Here is a 16,967-nt window from a genome sequence, read left to right on the forward strand (position 1 = left end):
ACCTCACCCCAGGTCGCAGGACGCGTCCTCGGCCGGAACCACGACCTCCTCTGCCGCGTAGGTCTCGACCGGTTCGCCCGGCATCACGGCCGCGTCCCAGGTGTCCTCGTACTCCTCGCTGGTCGGCACGGGCCAGGCGACCGTCATCTCGGAGGCAGCCTGGTTGTTGTGCTCCTGGAACGTGTACGCGTTCTCGCCTTTCGGCGTGTCCGTGACGGTCATCCCGTGCATGGCGTCGGCGATGTCCTCGCCCTCGGTCGACCCGCTCTCCTCGATCGCCTGGACGAGCGCCGACGCACCGACGAAGGTCCCGGCGCTGAACAGGTCCGGCACCTGGTCGTAGGCGTCGATGTGGAGATCGACGAACTCGTCGTTGATCGGGTTGTCGTACTGGTTCCAGTGGTACCGCGTCGTGAAGGGACCGAGCCCCGCGTCCTGAATGTCTTCGGCGGTGAAGTCCTCACCGAGGACCGCCTCGACCGTCTGCCCCGTGATCTGGGTCGTGACGAGCGCGGCGAACCCGCCGAAGGCCTGAATCTCGTCGTAGGACATCGCCGTCGGGAGGAACTCCGGCAGTGTGATGAACGTGAACCCGCCGACGACGCCGTCGGCACCCTGCTCGACGGCCTCGTCGAACATCCCCTCGAACTCGCTGTAGCCGGCCTCGACGAACCGCGGCTCGAGGACCTCGACGCCCTGGTTCTCGAGGACCTCCTGGTAGTTGTTCGCGACGCCTTCGCCGAACGCGCCCTCCGCGGCGAAGATCGCGACCGTCGAGACGTCGCCCTGTTCGGCGACGTATCTCCCGCCGGCGCGTGCGTCCATCGCCGTGTGTTCGCTCGCGCGGAACGCGAGGTCGTGACAGTGCTCGCTCGAGACGGTGATATCACCGTCCGCGGCCGGACCGATGATGAATGGCACGTCCGCCTCGTCGACGACGTTCGGGATGATCCGCCGGGCCGAGTCCGACGACGACGCGCCAAAGAGAAGGTCGACGTCTTCGTCCACGACGAGGCTCTCCGCGACGTTCTGAGCCGTCTCCGGATTGAACTCCGTGTCCTCGACGATGATCTCGAACGTCGGTCCGTCGTCGGGGTCGAGTTCGTACGACCCCGTCGTCATGTCTTCGATCGGATCGACCCCGTACTTGTACGCCAGCCCGGAGTAGAACCCCATCAGGCTGATCTGTCCGTAGTACTCGAGTTCGCCCGACACCGGCTGCAACGCGCCGATCGTTATCGTTTCGTCTTCCGGGTCGCCGCCCGCCTGTCCCCCTTGCTCGTCGAGACAGCCGGCGAGTCCACCGAGGCCGACCGCGGTCAGTGCACCCGTTCGCTTCAGCGCCCCACGTCGAGTGGTATTATATCCCATACTAAGCATAGGATGTGTTTATACCAACAATATTGGATGGGTTGGTATACCAACCCGAGGACGATAGTGGCCGGATCCACGTCTGAACGATCGAGTTAGGCGCCTAAAACAGGCCGAAAGTACCTCTCCGGCCGTTCGATCTACTCGACGGACTCGAGTGCCTCGACGACCCGCCGGAGAATCTTCCGTTCGGCCCGACGAACGTTCTTCGAGACGGCGGTATCGGAGATGTCGAACTCGTTGGCGAGCATCTGCAGCGTGGCACCCCGGGGCTGATCGAAGTACCCCTTCTCTGCCGCGACCCGCAGCGTATCACGTTCGACCGTCGAGAGTTCCCGACACCCCTCGAGTAGTTCGCGGGCGGCCTCGGCGTGTTCCAGGACGTCGCCCCCGGCGTCGAACGCCATGACTTCCCGGCTTTCGAGCGAGTACTCGTTGTTTCGCTCGAGTTCCGCGAGCGCGGCGTCGGCGTCCCGCTCGTCGTCGAATCCGATATCCCAGCGTTCGCTTCCGTCCTGGATGTGGAACGGCCCCGTGATGTAGCCGCCGTTGGCCCTGATCGTCGCCATCGCGTCGGTCTCGTCGATAACCGTCTTGATCACCGCCCGCTCCTCCCGTTTCTTGAAGAGGTCACAGGAACGCATGGTCGGGTGCTCCTGGACAGCCGACAGCCCCGACTCGAGGACGGACCTGTCCTCCCCCTCCACGATCATCCGCGTCTCGAGTTCCCGACTGTGGCGGTCGAACTCCCACTGGAGCGTCGAGAACGACACGTCGTGATCGTCCGTCGTGTCGATGAACGGGCAGTCGTACTGCTCCATGTCCAGCGTAAGGTCGATCATGAACGATCCTGTCGTTCGTCCCGACTTTGATATGTCACCACTTGCCTCTGTCGGTGGGTCGACGGCGTCACTCCGGCTCACCTCCGTACCGATCCTTGACGGTCGCCCGGTCGAGCTTCGAGGGGCCGCTCGTCGGCATCTCGTCGACGAACTCGAGGTACTTCGGGATCTTGAATCGGGCGAGGCGGCCGTCGAGGTAGGCCTCGAGTTCCCGCAGGGTCAGCGGTGCCCCGTCTTCGGTCTCGGCGTCCTCGGCCGGTTCGACGACGGCCTTCCCGACCGTCCCCCACTGGTCGTCGGGGACGCCGATGACGAGGACTTCGGCGACGGCGGGGTGGTCCGCGATCTCGTCCTCGACCTCGGGCGGGTAGACGTTCTCCCCGCCGCTGATGAACATGTTCTTCTTCCGACCCTCGATGTGGTAGAAGCCGTCATCGTCCCGCCGGGCCAGATCGCCCGTCGAGACCCAGCCGTCGGCGAACGTCTCCTCGCCCTCGCCCGAGTCGCCCCAGTAGCCCGCCGCGGCGTGGGGGCCGGCGAGTTCGAGTTCGCCGATCTCACCCGTCTCGAGCGGCCGTCCGTCGTCGTCGACGACGCGGACGTCCGTGTGCATCACGGGCTTGCCGACGCTCGCGACCTTCTCGTTGTCCCACTCGTCGGGCATCGCGAAGTTGTTCGGCCCGCACTCGGTCAGCCCGTACCCCTGCGAGAACTCGACGCCGCGGTTTCGCCACGCGCGGACGATCGCATCCCGGCAGGGACCCCCGCCGCTCTTGACGAAGCGAAGCGTCGACAGGTCCGCTCGCTCCCAGTCGTCGTGGCGGGCCATCGTCCGCAACACCGCCGGGACCGCGACGAGCACCGTCGCACCGTGGCGATCGATCTGCTCCAGGACGCGGTCGGGTTCGACCTCGCGGTCGATGAGCAGCGTCCCACCCATGTTGAAAAACGGGAGCGTGAGGACGTTCCAGCCGCCCGTGTGGAAAATCGGGAACACCATCGGGGCGACGTCGTCGGGCCGCAGTCCCCAGGCCGTGATCGTGTTGAACGAGTTCCAGTAGATCGAGCCGTGGGTGATCGTCGTCTCCTTGGGCGTCCCCGTCGAACCGCCAGTGTGCAACAGGAGGTGGGGGTCCGAGAGCGACCGCTCGGCGGTTTCGACCGGAGTCCCGTCGTCCGGCATACGATCGGCATACAGGTCCCAGCCGCCCGCGATCTCGTCCGCCGCCAGTTCGAAGACGATCGGATCGACGTCGGCCCGGGCCAGCGCGTGCTCGATCCGCTCGACGAACGGCGACTCGATGACCAGCAGCCGCGGCTCGACGAGATCCAGCAACTCGGCCAGTTCCGGCGGCGCGAGCCGATAGGACAGCGGCGCGAGGATCGCACCCAGCTTTCCAGTCGCGAAGAACAGGTCGAACGCCTCGACCCGGTTCCGGGAGACGACGGCGACCCGTTCACCCTCGTCGACACCGATCGACTCGAGCAGTCGCGCCGTCGCGTTGGCCCGTTCGTCGAGGTCGGCGTAAGTGTACGCTTCACCCTCGGTCTCGTCGATCACCGCGGTCCGGCCCGGCGACAGCGACGCCCGGCGCCCGCTCCAGTCGCCGACCCACTCGTAGGGATCGGACCCCCAGTTCATGCGCGACCCTCCTCGAGGGGGTGTCGCGACAGGAACTCGCGGAGCCGCTCGTTGACCCACGCCGACTCCTCGATGAAAAAGAGGTGGGGACCGCCCTCACATAGCGCGAGCGAGGCGTCGGGGAGCCGCTCGGCCAGCAGTTCCGCGTTCTCGACGGGGACGACCCGATCCTCGGTCCCGTGGAGGACCAGGGCCGGCACCTCGAGGTCGGAAACGCGGTCGCTCTCGTCGAACGCCTCCACCGCCGCGGCCTGGGCGGCACGGGGCTCCTCGTCGGCGTCGCTCTCGAGCCGCCAGTCGACGATCCGGTCGACCAGATCCGGGTTCTCGTCGTAGAATCCGTCGGAAACGGCCGGTTCCATCCGGTAACGGATCGTCTCGCGCTCGTCTGCCCCCTCGGGAACGTCGAGCAGGCGTTGCTGGGTCCTCTCGGGGACCGGCTCGGCCTCCGGCCCGCCGGGACTCGTACAGAGCAGGGAGATCGTCGCTGCCCGATCGTACTCGAGCGCGTACGTCTGGGCGATCATTCCGCCCATGCTCGCGCCGACGACGTGAGCTTCCTCGACGCCGACGTCGGCGAGGACGGCCTCGAGGTCGGCCGCCATCCCCTCGATCGTGTACGGGCCCGACGGCGCGTCGGACTCGCCGGTTCCCCGGTTGTCGGGCAGGATCGTCCGGTATTCCTCGGAGAGTACGCGTCGCTGCCAGCGCCACATCCATCGCCCGTACCCGAGGCCTTCGACGAAGACCACCGGCTCGCCGTCGGCAGGGCCGTCGACCTCGTAGGCGATCGAGGTTCCGTCCCTGTTAGCTGTTGGCATACCTTATACTGTGCAAGGACGTTCAAAGTATTACGGCGTTCGAGTATCAACCCCGGCAGAACAGCGCGGCCAAACCGATTCAGACCAGAACCCGCTCGAGGTCGACGACGACGCCCGACCCGGCGTCTGCCGGGCCGACGAACTCGCCGAGACAGACCGCCGCGCCGTCTGGCGTGTAACAGGCGACCAGTTCGCCGGACTCGATGCCGTCGTCGACTTCGATGACGCCGGGCGCGTAGACCGGCGCGCCCTCGGCGACTTCGCGGGCCGCGCTCGGCGCGATCGAAACCCCGGGAATACCCTCGAGGATGCGCTCGGCGGGGTCGACGACCTCGTACAGGGGTTCGGGGTCGTCGTCCTCGACCCAGAACGCCAGCGCGTCGAGGAACTCCTGGGCCGAGTGGAGGTCGCGATCGTCGAACGACGACGTCGCCGACCGCCGCAGATCGCCCATGTGAGCCCCCGTTCCAAGCGCCAGCCCCAGGTCGTGACAGAGTTTACGGACGTAGGTCCCGCTCTCGCACTCGATTCGGAGCAACAGCCGGCGGTCCTCGGCCTCGAGTACCTCGAGATCGTACAGTTCCCGTACGCGCAGGCGGCGGGCGACCGCGCTCTTGCGCGGCGGTTTCTGGTAGATCGGCCCCTCGAACTCCGCGACGATCGACTCGGCGTCGGCCGGCACCGACCCGTGACACTCGAGGACGGCGACGTACTCCTTGGGCCCCTCGAGGAAGACCTGTGCGAGGCGGGTCGCGTCGCCGAGCATGACCGGGAGACAGCCCGTGACCTTGGGGTCGAGCGTCCCGGCGTGGGCGGCCCGATCGATCGACGCCTCGAGGCCGCGGTCCGCGAGCGTCCCGTCGACGGCGTCCCGCAGCCAGCCACTCACCTGGTGGGAGGACGGCCCAGGGGGTTTGTCGAGGTTGACGACGCCGAACGTCAGCAGGTCCGCGGGCGAGCGCTCGTCGGGTGGGTCGCGGAGGTCGCGCGTCATCGGAATCAGAACTCGTACTCGAGGTCGATCCGGGCTTTCCCTTCGTCGCCGTCGGGATCGTACTCCTCGACCGCCGTGACGAGCATATCGAGCACCGCGTCGGGTTCCCAGCGCGCCGTGTTCACGGAGAGATCGTAGATCGTCAGGTCGCGAATATCGATTCCGTAGTACTCCTCGTAGCGCTGGGCCTCGCTCGCTTCGCGGGCCTTGGTCTCCTCGGTCGCACGGACGGGATCCTTGTCCTCGCGCTCGGCGATCCGCTCGCCGCGGACCCGCGCCGGCGCGTCGAGCCAGAACCGGAAATCGGCCTGGTCGCCGGCCAGCCAGCCGGCGAGTCGTGACTCGAGGACGAGGTCGTCCTCCTCGAGGGCGATTTCGCGGAGCCGACGGTCGAGATCGCGATCGATCTCGTCGTTCTCCTCGGCGAGTTTGTTGAACTCGAGGGGTGTGTAGCCCCGTTCGTCGGCCAGTTCGCGGAAGATGTCGCCGCCGCTGACGTGGTCCAGGTCGAAAGCGTCGGCGAGCAGCTCCGCTGTCGTGCTCTTCCCGCTTCCTGGCGGGCCGGAGACGGTCAGTAACATATCCGATCTGCGACGTGGCGGCTAAAAGGGGTTTTGAAACGGGCGGCAGGTCACACCCTCCGGCCGTCGGGTCACGCCGTCATCGTGAGGGGGACACGGTTCCGGTGCCGGTGCCGGTGCCGGTGTCGGACCGATCAGGTCGGCGTCATATCGATGTTCAGCGACTTCCGGAGCAACTGCGTGAAACCCATCGAGCACAGGAAGTACCAGACGATCCACGCCCACATCGGCCCGAGCAGGCGCTCGTCCAGCGAAACTTCACCAGCGATGGGCATGATCATCCGCATCTCCGCGTCGGGGACCTCCCCGGTGAGGATGTTCCAGTACATCCACAGGAACAGCGGGATGGTAAACAGCATGATCCAGACCATCGGGCGGAACTGCTCTTTGAACATCCCGAGGTTGTCGGCCATCGCCTCCATCTGCTCCTCGCGAACCTCCTCGAGTTCGTTCTCGAGGCGTTCGATCTCGGCGTCGCTCGCACCGCGCTCTTCGGCCTCCTGTTTGCGCTCGCGGACGTTTTTCTGCTTTTCCTGCATGGCCTTCATCCGTTCCTGGTACTTGCCGATGATCTCGGGGTTCATCAGGTTCGCCTGCAGGAGCGTCGAGTACAGCCCCGTCAGCATCGCGACCGCGAGAATAACTGCGTAGAACGGCAGGGCAGCGTCTAGCGGTCCGAGGACCGTGTCGATCGCGCCGCCGACCGTGTTTCGGACGGAGTCGAACCAGTACCCGATCATCAACAGGAGCGAGCCGACGCCGGCCATCTTGTCCCACTGTGACCACTGCGACTCCTCAGCGTCGACGTCGACATCGGGGACGTCGATCTCCTCGGCATCGCCGTCGAGAGCCTCGTCGTAGGCGTTCCGATCGGCGATCTCGAACCCCTCGTCGCCGTCGACCAACAATCCTTTCTCGATCAACCGGCCCCACTGCCCGCTCGTGAGCTCGTCGTTGACGTCTCCCCACTGAATCTCGCCGCCGTTCTCGTCGGCCGCCTCGCGGACCGCCTCGAGAGCGTCTGACATGGAGGCATCCTCGCGGACGAGGGCGTTGACCTTCTCGGCTGTACGCGTCATCTGGTGGAGCTAGTACACGTGCGGTATACAAGTGTTTATCTTCGGAGACCAGTCCAGATAAGTAGCTTCCCCCCAACATTTAATATCTTCATCCATATACTATATGAAATAATGAGTGAGAGAGACGAGGAGACATCCGGCATGAAAACGGACAACCGAGGGTTATCGCCACAAATAGGATTTGTCCTTTTATTCGGGATGGTGATCATTGGAGTGTTACTACTTGCGGCAACTGGATGGGTACTCCTCGACTCGCTCGAGTCCGAAAGCCAAGCGGAAATGACTCGGGCAACAGTGGAGATGACCAACCATGGAATCGCTACTACTGCATCCACGGGACAAATGCAGACAATTCCATGGGAAGACGCACACTATCAGGACGACGGGGAAGTGTATATAATCTGGTACGATGACTCTCCGGAAGGCTCAAGTGAGATTGTCCACATCAACCCGCTGGGTGCGATCGAGTACGAATCGGCTGATCGGACGATCGCCTACCAAAGCGGTGCGAGTTGGGAACAGTACGACGATGGGACCCAAGTGACGTCAGCGCCGGACGTTGGGTACGAGGACGGTGTCCTAGAGCTATATTTCGTGAAACTCGACCAGGAGTCCGTGAGTGGAAGCGAAGCCGTCGTCGAGTTGGATCAGTCCAGTGATCTCTCCGAGCGTATCTCTGATGCAACTGACGAGGCAGCACAAAACGGATATAACAATTTGACAATAGTCGTTGATAGCAAATATCACGATGGATGGTATTCACACTTGAACTCCTCTTTCCAGGAGAACGAAAATACGACTGTCACACCACGCGCCACCGATGCGCCAGTAATCGATGGAACGGAGAATACGGTCCAAGTAACGATCGAAAACGCGACGGAAACGGAGCCACCCGAGTTTATCGTGGCTGAAGACCAGGTCTTGCCGTACACGGACGAACACGGGGATGCACACAGGTTCGTAGCAGACACCCACGGCGACCTCAAAATCAACGCGGACATCGAAAACGTCGGGGACGAGCGACAAACACAGGACGTGACTGTCTCGATCGACAATCCGGACATCGAGGAAGCCAAAACCCTGACACTCGCTGGGGGAGAGGAAGAATCAATAAATATCACGGTTCCGGAGAGTGAACTGGACGAACTTGATTTCGGTGAGAACTACAACTACACGATCTCCACCGAAGACCACGAGGTGGAGAACAGTTCGTTCTATTATGCGAAAACCGATAGCTCGTATCTCAATGTCTCGCGTCCGCAAGTAAACGGTAACGAGGCGGATAGCGAAACAGACCCGACCACTATCGGTTCGGGCCAGGAGAACGTTTCAATCGGTGCTGACGTTGGAAACATCGGCGCCGAAAACATTACTGGGAGCGATGTATCCCTGAGCCTCAAATCCCTAGACGAGGATATTATCTCAGCGTACGGTGAAGATCCATACAACATCTCCGACAATGAGAACCCGATCGTCAATCGGAGTTACGGCGAAAACGGCACTGTCGTCTGGAACACGAGCCGTACGGAACTACTCGAGACCGAACACGAATTTACGATCACTGCCGAGGAAACTGGAGAGAACGTAACCGGGTACTTCAACGTCACACATGCGATAGAATCGGGAGACACGGAGGTGTTTACCCCTGCAAACTCGAGTGTCAACGTCTCGGTCATCGGGACCGAACTCGGTTATACACCTCGTCTGGTATGCATCGAACCCGGCTTTTTCGGGTGTAATGAAGACGGGTACCAAGTAGACTGGATCCCCTCTTTCACCAATATCTACACACAACCGGTCGACGAAAATGGCGATCCACTAGATGATCCGGAGCGTCAGGCTGGGATGGACTGGGCCGACGAAAATCTCAATCAATGGGACGAACGACTCGAGACGTTCGATTACGACTTCACCACCGATGGAGACAACCGGACCAGTTTGATGGTACAGACGACATCATACCTGGACTGTGACGAGTGGCAAGTAGCGGGTGAAGAAAATCGTGGCGGAACCACGTACCAACATCGTTCGTGTCCGACGGACGAAGAACAAAACGAACTCGTCGATCTCACGGCTGATACCCAGACTGAAGAAACGAACGTTCGCGTTCTGAGCGAGGAGCAGAATACGATGCCCGAACTGGATCCCGGTAACGACGTGCAGATCCCAGCAAACGAACTGCTCGAACGTGATGGGGTCGATATCGACGTTACGGAAAACCCCGACGGATCCGCAGACCTAGATCTGAGTGAAAACGAGTTCGTATTCGTCTTCGAGGCCACACACCACCCAGAGCAGTATAATTACAATCCGGAGCTAGATGATCCGGGGCTATCAGCCGACGAGTACTGGCAGGAAGCCCACGATCGCGATGGTGATCCGAACTTCAACGACGTACTCGTCCACGTCGATATCGAACCTGGCGGGGACGGAATAAACCCGGGAGACACTGTACTTTTCCCCGAGGTAAATGATGGTGAAGTGCCAGACCTCGGCGCTGGGAATGGCGGTGAGGGAGGGGCTTCGGGGTACGATAGTGACGATATTGAAATCGGTTCTGACGAGATTATCATTGGATAAAACACACTGTTGAACATCCCTTCTGTAGAGATCGGATCAGCGGAAACTGCGCGGTAGATTGGTTTTCTAAGCGGCGGTTGGTGGCGTACTACTTGAGTCACGTTGCGAATACGACCCGGAAGCGACCGACCGTTCAAACAGTTTATCGCCGCCTGCAGGCCTCGAGCAGTTCTTACTATCGGTATTGGTCAGCCGACGACGACCGTGGTGCGGGGCCACAAACGGACGTAAACGGTCCTGAAGTGTCTGACCGAAGGTGGCCATTATTCTATCAGTGACTGTCCGATTAGCGTATGCCTTTCCGCAGTTCCGAGGGTGCAAGTCGGGCCCGTCGCGGGCAATCGACGCTGATCGGCCTCGTCCTTCTCATCGGAATGGCCGCGGCCATCAGCACGAGCATGTTGCTCGTCGCGGGGACGACGACGGCCGACATTCAACAGGACTCCGAAGACGAGCGGGTCGAGAGCGCGTTCGTGGAACTGGGCCAGCAGATGATGACCACGTCGACCGAAAGCGACGTCGCTCGCTCGATCGACATCGACGTCGGTCAGGATGGTGCGGTCGTACGAGAGGACAGCGGAACGATCAACGTCTCCTCGGAAGCCCTCGAGACCACTGCGTTAGAGAACCTCACGATCGGAACCGTCGAGTACGAAGGGGAGGGTGGAACGACGATCGCGTACGAAGCCGGCGCGGTCTTCCGCGAGACGGGGAACGAAACTCGCGTCGTCTCCGCACCGCCTATCCACTACGAGACGGAGACAGATACCCTCACGATGCCGGTTACGACGATCACCGGCGAGCAGGAACTCGGGACTGGTGACGTGCGTCTCGAGCACGCGGAGACGGAGGCGTTCAGGGAAGCGACCGTGGTCGAAAACGATAGCGTGACGATCACGATCGAGAGCGATTACTACCGCGGCTGGGAGTCGTTCTTCCGGAATCAGGCCGGCGATACGTCGGTCCAGCGAGTGGACCACGAGAACCGAACTATCGAGGCCGAAGTGGGGTACATCGACCTGGAAAGCGCCTACGATTCGGGCGTGACCTACTCCGAGGAAGTGGACGACTTCAAAGACGAGTTCGGAGACGACGCTCGCGTCGGAAATATGCCCGAGATGGACCCGGTCATAGAGGAGATGCGAGAAGACGCAATCGAAGAAGCCAACGACAACCCGGCCCAAGACCTTGGAACGGTCACCGGTGACGTGAGTTTAGACGACGGGCTATACTACGCCGACGAGATCGATCTGCAGGACTCGAACACGATCTCGGCGGACGCCTCTTCAGGTAACGTCACGATATTGGTCGACGGGGATGTTACGATCTCTGATCCCCATGCCGAAGTAACCGTAGACACGGAAGGCGAAGATAACGCGTTGCGGATTTATCTCACCGGGAATTTCAATATGGACAAAGGAAAGATCGCTCCCGATTCGTCCATCGGCGAAACGAAATCCGAACAGTTGCAGGTGTACGGAACTTCTGACCTGGACGGTCGGTTCTGGGACGGGAACTTTAGCGGCACGTTCTACGCTGCGAGCAACGATTGGGAAGGGCCCAACGAGTTGACCGGCAGCGAGTACCAGGTCGACTTTCACTCTAATCCCGAATTTAACGGCGGAATCGTGGTCCACTCGGCCAACATTCATGCCAGTGCGGCAGAATTCGAATACGACGACTCCCTCGAAGGTGGCGAATTCAACGCCTACCCGGGAGACTATACTCTGCCGCCGCAACTGACCTACCTCAACGTCGCAAAACACGAAATCGAAATCGACCAGAACTAACCGTTACGCCGCGTCTTCGATCGTCTCCCTGACGTCCTCCCAGACGTCCTCCGGCGCCTGCTCGCCGTCGACCCGCTCGAGCGTTCCCTTCTCGTCGTAGTACTCGATCACGGGCTCGGTGTTCTCGCGGAAGACGCGGAGTCGCTCTTTGACCGTCTCTTCGGTGTCGTCGTCGCGCTGGACGAGTCGCTCCTCGACTTCGGGATCCTCCGGCGGGTTGTACTCGAGATGGTAGATCTCGTCCGTCTCGGGGTCGAGTCGGCGGCCGGTCAGCCGGTGGACGAGTTCGTCCTCACTGACGTCCAGATAGAGGACGACGTCGAGATCGGCCATATCCTCGAGTTCCTCGGCCTGCTCGAGGTTTCGCGGGTAGCCGTCGAGGACGAAACCGTCGGCCTGGGAGAGCGCCTCGTCGACGATGGCGTTGACGACCTGGTCCGGAACGAGTTCGCCCTGGTCCATGTACTCCCGCGGCGTGTCGTACTCCGTGTCCATGTCCGAGATGTCCATGTCCTTGTTTGCACGGAGCGCGTCGCCGGTGGTGATGTGCTCGACGTCGAACTCTTCGGTGATCTTTGCGCTCTGGGTACCCTTCCCTGCCCCGGGCGCGCCGAGGATCAGGATGCGTGGCCCTGCCATACATCACCGTTCAGCGGCGGCGCATAAAGGCTTAAAGAAACGGGCACGTCCGTACGCGTACGACGAACCATCATGACTCGATTCGACGCGTCCGACCCGACGGAACGACGAAAACTGTACGTCGACGGGATCACGGCCCACCGGAAGCGGGGCCACGGGTTTTTGACCCTCGAGGTCGACGATGACGTCCTGACCGACGACGGGGGCGACTCGAGCGAGGAGGGGCCCGACCCGGACCTCGGAACACCCTGGCTCCAGTTCGCGGACGGGACGATCAACCTCGACTGCACCGACGACGAACTCGAGACGCTCAAGTCGACGATCGGTGATTTCCCGGCGTTCAAGATCAACGAGGTCAACCGTCCTGAAGGAGCGGCCGGGACCAACGTACGGATCAGCGCGAAAGCCGATGGGAATCGGATCGCCCAGTTCATCGACGCGGTGTTTCTGGAGGTGTACGAACTGCCCGAGACGTTCCGTGTGTGGGTCGTCGAGATCTGAATCGAGCGACCGCCGGGACTGAGCAGATCGGGCCTCGGTAGTTCCGACGTTGCGCGCAAGCGCTGGCTACACCCACGACGGCAAGGTGACCCTCGATTCGGGTCGTGGTCGGCATTCTGTGCCCGAACTGGTTCGGGAGAGGGGATTCTCGACCCGAAAGTAGTTTTCATACATACAGGAGTGAGGTGAAAGGTCGACAGAAAAAAGTGCACGCGACCCTACGAACCCGTGAGGACTAATAGAAGGTCATCATGTATCATGGTACATCCCAACAATGGTCGAACAAGAGTGGAATGCGGGCGGTTTCCAAATAGATAAGTGGCCCGGGACACCATCGACCGACATATAGACGGTCTTCAAAAGAGGTGAATACAATCTTCAGCGCACTACAACTTCCGATGGAGGTGGTCCCGAGGACGCGTGTCGACGTGTTCGAGGATATCTTCCTCGTATTCCTCGGGCTGGGTACGCTCGTCGGCATCGTGGTCATCGCGTACACGCTGTACAACGCGTACAAGTACCGCGACACCGAGGATCGATCCGACGACGAGGACCTCCCTTCCGTCGGAGAGCTACCGACCGGTGGAAAGGGCGGAAAAAAACTGTTCCTGTCGTTCGGGCTGAGTGCCATCATCGTCATCTCGCTGGTCATCTGGACCTACGGGATGTTGCTGTACGTCGAAGACCCCGGAATGGAGAACCCGGGCGAAGACGCGATGGAAATCGACATCGAAGGCTGGGCCTTCGAGTGGGACTTCTACTACGAGAACGGCGTGGAAACGTCGTCGCTCGACGAAGGGCTGGTACTCCCGGCTGATAAACCGATCTGGATAGAGGTGACGTCGACGGACGTCTGGCACACGTTCGGCATATCCGATCTCCGGGTGAAAGCTGACGCCATCCCCGGCGAATACGACCAGACCTGGTTCGTCGCCGACGAACCCGGCGAGCACACCGTGGAGTGTTTCGAACTCTGCGGGCCCGGTCACAGCGGGATGACGTCCGACGTTACCGTCTACGAACAAGATCGGTTCGACGAATGGATGGACGAACAACTGACCATGACGATCACCCTCGAAGACGAAAACGAGGAACGGGTAACCGACGGCTTCGAACTCTCGCTCGAGCACCAGAACAACGACGAGTTCGAAGACGACCTTAGCTTCACCTTCGAGGACGACGAGTTCGAGAACGGGTCGATCACCATCGAGGACATCGAGCAGGGCGGCCCCTACGACGTGGAAATCACGTTCGAGGGCGACGAATTCGATGACGTCGAGGATACGATCGACTTCACCGGACCCGTCGACGAGACCTACACCCTCGAGACTCCCGGCGGAGACGACGAGAACGGCGGCGAAGACGGTGGAAACGGCGACGAGGGTGACGAAAACGGAGAAGAGAACCAAACCGACGATGAAAACACCGACGAAGAAACGACCGACGACGGAGGTGACGGCGAATGAGTGAGCTTCCACCGAGAACGTCGGTCAAGCGCTGGCTCGTTACGACCAATCACAAGGACGTCGGCATCCTCTACATAACGACGGCACTGTTCTTCCTGCTGTTTGGCGGGGTGCTCGCGCTGGCGTTCCGAGCCCACCTCTGGGAAACCGGCGGAACTGGGCTCCTGGCGGACCGCGAGTTCAACCAGGCCGTCTCGATGCACGGTCTCTTGATGGTCTTCTGGTTCCTGTCGCCGATCGCGACCGGTTTCGCGAACTACTTCGTGCCGCTCCAGATCGGTGCGGACGACCTCGCGTTCCCCCGACTGAACGCCCTGAGCTACTGGTTCTACCTGTTCTCGGGGATCATGGTCGCCCTCTCTTTCTTCCAGGGGAGCGCCTACGCGGGCGGCTGGACGATGTACGCCCCGCTGAACGTCCCAACCTACACGCCGGCAATGCAGGCGACAACCGGTGGGACGGCGACGATCCTCGGATTGGCGCTGTTCCTCATCTCGGTGACGGTCGGGACGGTGAACTTCCTCGTGACGATTCACCGCCAGCGCGCGGAAGGTCTCGGCCTCTGGAACATGCCGATCTTCACGTGGTCGTGGCTGTTGACCGCCTGGATGATGCTATTCGCGTTCGCGGCACTGTTCGCCGCGGCGCTGCTGTTGCTGTCCGACCGCCTGTTCCTGACCCAGTACTTCTCGACGGACCAGGGGTCGGGGCTGTTGTGGGGACACCTCTTCTGGTTCTTCGGCCATCCGGAGGTGTACATCGTCTTCTTCCCCGCGTTGGGAATCATGTTCGAGACGTTCCAGACCTTCTGTGGTCGACGACTCGTCGGCCGGAAGTGGGTCATCATCGCGATGGTCCTCGTGGCCGTTCAGTCGTTCCTCGTCTGGATGCATCACATGTTCCTGACGACGATCAACCTCGAGATCAAGACCCTGTTCATGGCGACGACCATCGGGATCTCGCTCCCGTTCGACCTGATGGTCTTCGCCCTGATCTACACGATGGTCAAGGGACGGGTCCGGTTCACGACTCCGTTCCTGTTTAGTCTCGGCGCGCTCGTCCTGTTCATTCTGGGCGGGATCACCGGCGTCTTCCTGGGTGCCGTCGTGCTCGACTACGAGTTCCGTGGCACCTACTGGGTCGTCGCTCACTTCCACTACGTGATGGTCTCTGGCGTTACTGCGCTGGTCGGCGGGCTCTACTACTGGTGGCCCAAGATGACCGGAAAGATGTACTCCGAGACACTCGGGAAGCTCAACTTCGCCGTCTACTTCATCGGCTTTAACCTGCTTTACTTCCCGCAGTTCCTCGCGTGGGAGACGCCGCGACGCGTCTTCAACTACGCCGAGGGTGCACAGTTCTACCACCAGCTCTCGACCGTCGGGGCCTTCGTCTTCGGCGCGTCGTTCCTGATCATGTTCTACACGTTCGCCAAGAGCTGGGTCTCCGGTCCGGACGCGCCCGACAACCCATGGGAGTACTCCCGCACGGCCGAGTGGGCGGTCCCGTCGCCGCCGCCGCTCGAGAACTGGACCGGCCGGCCGAGCTACGCCAGCGGCCGACTCGAGTTCGTCGACGACTCCGCGGCCGCGACCGACGGTGGCGTCGCTCAGGGCGAAGGGAAAGCAGCCGAGGCGACCGTCGCACACGAGGAGGAACACGCCGACCACGCCAGCATCTGGCCGCTCGGGATCGGATTCGGGACGTTCGTGTTCTTCCTCGGGCTGGCCGGTATCACGCCCTACGTCGTCCAGTTCGCGGAGGGCGTCGCCGAAACCGTCGAGTACGAACCGACGCGAGAAGCGCTGTCCGGACTCGTCGGCGTCGCCGCCGAGCCGAACATCATCTACCCGGCGCTGACGTTGCTGGGGATCGCGATCATGGGCGTCTCGCTGTTCAAGTTCGGCGTCGAGGAGTTCAACGTGCCCGAGCCCGCGATCGCCGAACGGTGGCCGTTCGAGGGCGTCGATAACACGAAGTTCGGCGTCTGGGTGTTCCTCGCCTCGGACGTCATGGTCTTCGGCGCCATCATCGGCGGCTACATCTTCCTGCGACTCCACATGGGCTGGGGTCAGTGGGAGAAGGTGCCGTTCGCCTCCTGGCCCGGCCTGCTGAACACCTACGTCCTGCTGACCTCGAGTTTCACGGTCATCCTGGCGCTGGTGTTCGCCGAGCGCAAGAACAAGAAGGGGCTGCTCGGTTCGATGCTCGCGACGCTCCTGCTCGCGTTCACGTTCATGGGCGTCAAGGCCTACGAGTACGGCTACAAGTTCTCCCACGGCGAGTACTGGTGGACCAGCATCGAGTACTCGGTCTACTTCGTCACGACGGGGCTGCACGCCCTGCACGTGATCCTCGGGGTCCTGATCGCGCTGTTCATGGTCTACCGGATCGTGAGCGTCGACGCGTACCTCGAGGACCATCGTCCGGTCGAGTACTTCGGGCTCTACTGGCACTTCGTCGACATCGTGTGGGTGTTCCTGTTCCCGCTGTTCTACCTGATGTAGGACGGGGGTAACGGACGCCTCCGGTTTTCGTCTCGCTTTCGTTCTTCGGTCTTCTCTCACCGTTCGCTCGAGACTCCTAGGGGTGGCTACGTCTCGCGCACATGGCTGGTGTCGAGACTCGTGTGGGTCGGTGACGGTCCTCTCCGTTCATATG

At 61.7% G+C, this 16,967-nt stretch carries 13 protein-coding genes; 5 read left to right on the plus strand and 8 right to left on the minus strand.

Annotated elements, in window-relative coordinates; translation table 11 throughout:
• Window positions 1–3: 3 nt before the first annotated feature.
• The 7 genes from BM113_RS08200 to BM113_RS08230 all read right to left on the minus strand — a co-directional run bounded on the left by BM113_RS08200 (window position 4) and on the right by BM113_RS08230 (window position 7,330).
• Window positions 4–1,371 carry an ABC transporter substrate-binding protein gene (locus tag BM113_RS08200; RefSeq protein ID WP_089786941.1) on the minus strand — a complete coding sequence of 456 codons (1,368 nt, stop codon included), beginning with the start codon at window positions 1,369–1,371 and terminating at the stop codon, window positions 4–6.
• Window positions 1,372–1,511: 140 nt separating this feature from the next.
• The gene (locus tag BM113_RS08205) at window positions 1,512–2,213 is read right to left on the minus strand and encodes a helix-turn-helix domain-containing protein (RefSeq protein WP_089786943.1); all 702 of its coding nucleotides are present in this window, start codon (window positions 2,211–2,213) and stop codon (window positions 1,512–1,514) included.
• Between the two features lie 67 nt (window positions 2,214–2,280).
• Complete coding sequence (locus BM113_RS08210; protein WP_089786945.1) at window positions 2,281–3,855, minus strand: AMP-binding protein; 1,575 nt, start codon at window positions 3,853–3,855, stop codon at window positions 2,281–2,283.
• Window positions 3,852–4,676: an alpha/beta fold hydrolase gene (locus BM113_RS08215; RefSeq protein WP_089786947.1), complete on the minus strand. Its 825-nt coding sequence runs from the start codon at window positions 4,674–4,676 to the stop codon at window positions 3,852–3,854. The genes BM113_RS08210 and BM113_RS08215 overlap by 4 nt, the downstream gene beginning before the upstream one ends.
• A gap of 79 nt (window positions 4,677–4,755) precedes the next feature.
• Window positions 4,756–5,670, minus strand: coding sequence for an RNA-guided pseudouridylation complex pseudouridine synthase subunit Cbf5 (locus tag BM113_RS08220; protein WP_089786949.1), 915 nt, complete (start codon window positions 5,668–5,670; stop codon window positions 4,756–4,758).
• A 5-nt stretch (window positions 5,671–5,675) separates the two neighbouring features.
• Complete coding sequence (cmk, locus tag BM113_RS08225) at window positions 5,676–6,251, minus strand: (d)CMP kinase (RefSeq protein WP_089786950.1); 576 nt, start codon at window positions 6,249–6,251, stop codon at window positions 5,676–5,678.
• A gap of 134 nt (window positions 6,252–6,385) precedes the next feature.
• On the minus strand, window positions 6,386–7,330 hold the full coding sequence (locus BM113_RS08230) for a DUF106 domain-containing protein (protein WP_089786952.1): 945 nt from the start codon (window positions 7,328–7,330) through the stop codon (window positions 6,386–6,388).
• A gap of 111 nt (window positions 7,331–7,441) precedes the next feature.
• Here BM113_RS08230 and BM113_RS08235 point away from each other — a divergent pair, with 111 nt between their 5' ends.
• The gene (locus tag BM113_RS08235; RefSeq protein ID WP_143095816.1) at window positions 7,442–9,910 is read left to right on the plus strand and encodes a DUF7289 family protein; all 2,469 of its coding nucleotides are present in this window, start codon (window positions 7,442–7,444) and stop codon (window positions 9,908–9,910) included.
• 293 nt (window positions 9,911–10,203) lie between these two features.
• On the plus strand, window positions 10,204–11,700 hold the full coding sequence (locus tag BM113_RS08240) for a DUF7289 family protein (RefSeq protein WP_245758004.1): 1,497 nt from the start codon (window positions 10,204–10,206) through the stop codon (window positions 11,698–11,700).
• Between the two features lie 3 nt (window positions 11,701–11,703).
• Here BM113_RS08240 and BM113_RS08245 read toward each other — a convergent pair whose 3' ends face one another.
• Window positions 11,704–12,339 (minus strand): adenylate kinase, encoded by a 636-nt coding sequence (locus BM113_RS08245; RefSeq protein WP_089786958.1) that lies wholly within the window; start codon window positions 12,337–12,339, stop codon window positions 11,704–11,706.
• A gap of 72 nt (window positions 12,340–12,411) precedes the next feature.
• On the opposite strand from BM113_RS08245, the gene BM113_RS08250 reads away from it, so the two are divergent.
• From BM113_RS08250 to BM113_RS08260, 3 genes are all read left to right on the plus strand, one after another.
• On the plus strand, window positions 12,412–12,840 hold the full coding sequence (locus tag BM113_RS08250) for a DUF7975 family protein (protein ID WP_089786960.1): 429 nt from the start codon (window positions 12,412–12,414) through the stop codon (window positions 12,838–12,840).
• 398 nt (window positions 12,841–13,238) lie between these two features.
• Window positions 13,239–14,306 (plus strand): cytochrome c oxidase subunit II, encoded by a 1,068-nt coding sequence (gene coxB / locus BM113_RS08255; RefSeq protein WP_089786961.1) that lies wholly within the window; start codon window positions 13,239–13,241, stop codon window positions 14,304–14,306.
• Window positions 14,303–16,813 (plus strand): cbb3-type cytochrome c oxidase subunit I, encoded by a 2,511-nt coding sequence (locus BM113_RS08260; protein ID WP_089786963.1) that lies wholly within the window; start codon window positions 14,303–14,305, stop codon window positions 16,811–16,813. Before coxB ends, BM113_RS08260 begins: the two co-directional genes overlap by 4 nt.
• Window positions 16,814–16,967 lie beyond the last annotated feature (154 nt).

The sequence above is a fragment of the Natronobacterium haloterrestre genome (assembly GCF_900112205.1).
GTDB classification, from domain to species: domain Archaea; phylum Halobacteriota; class Halobacteria; order Halobacteriales; family Natrialbaceae; genus Natronobacterium; species Natronobacterium haloterrestre.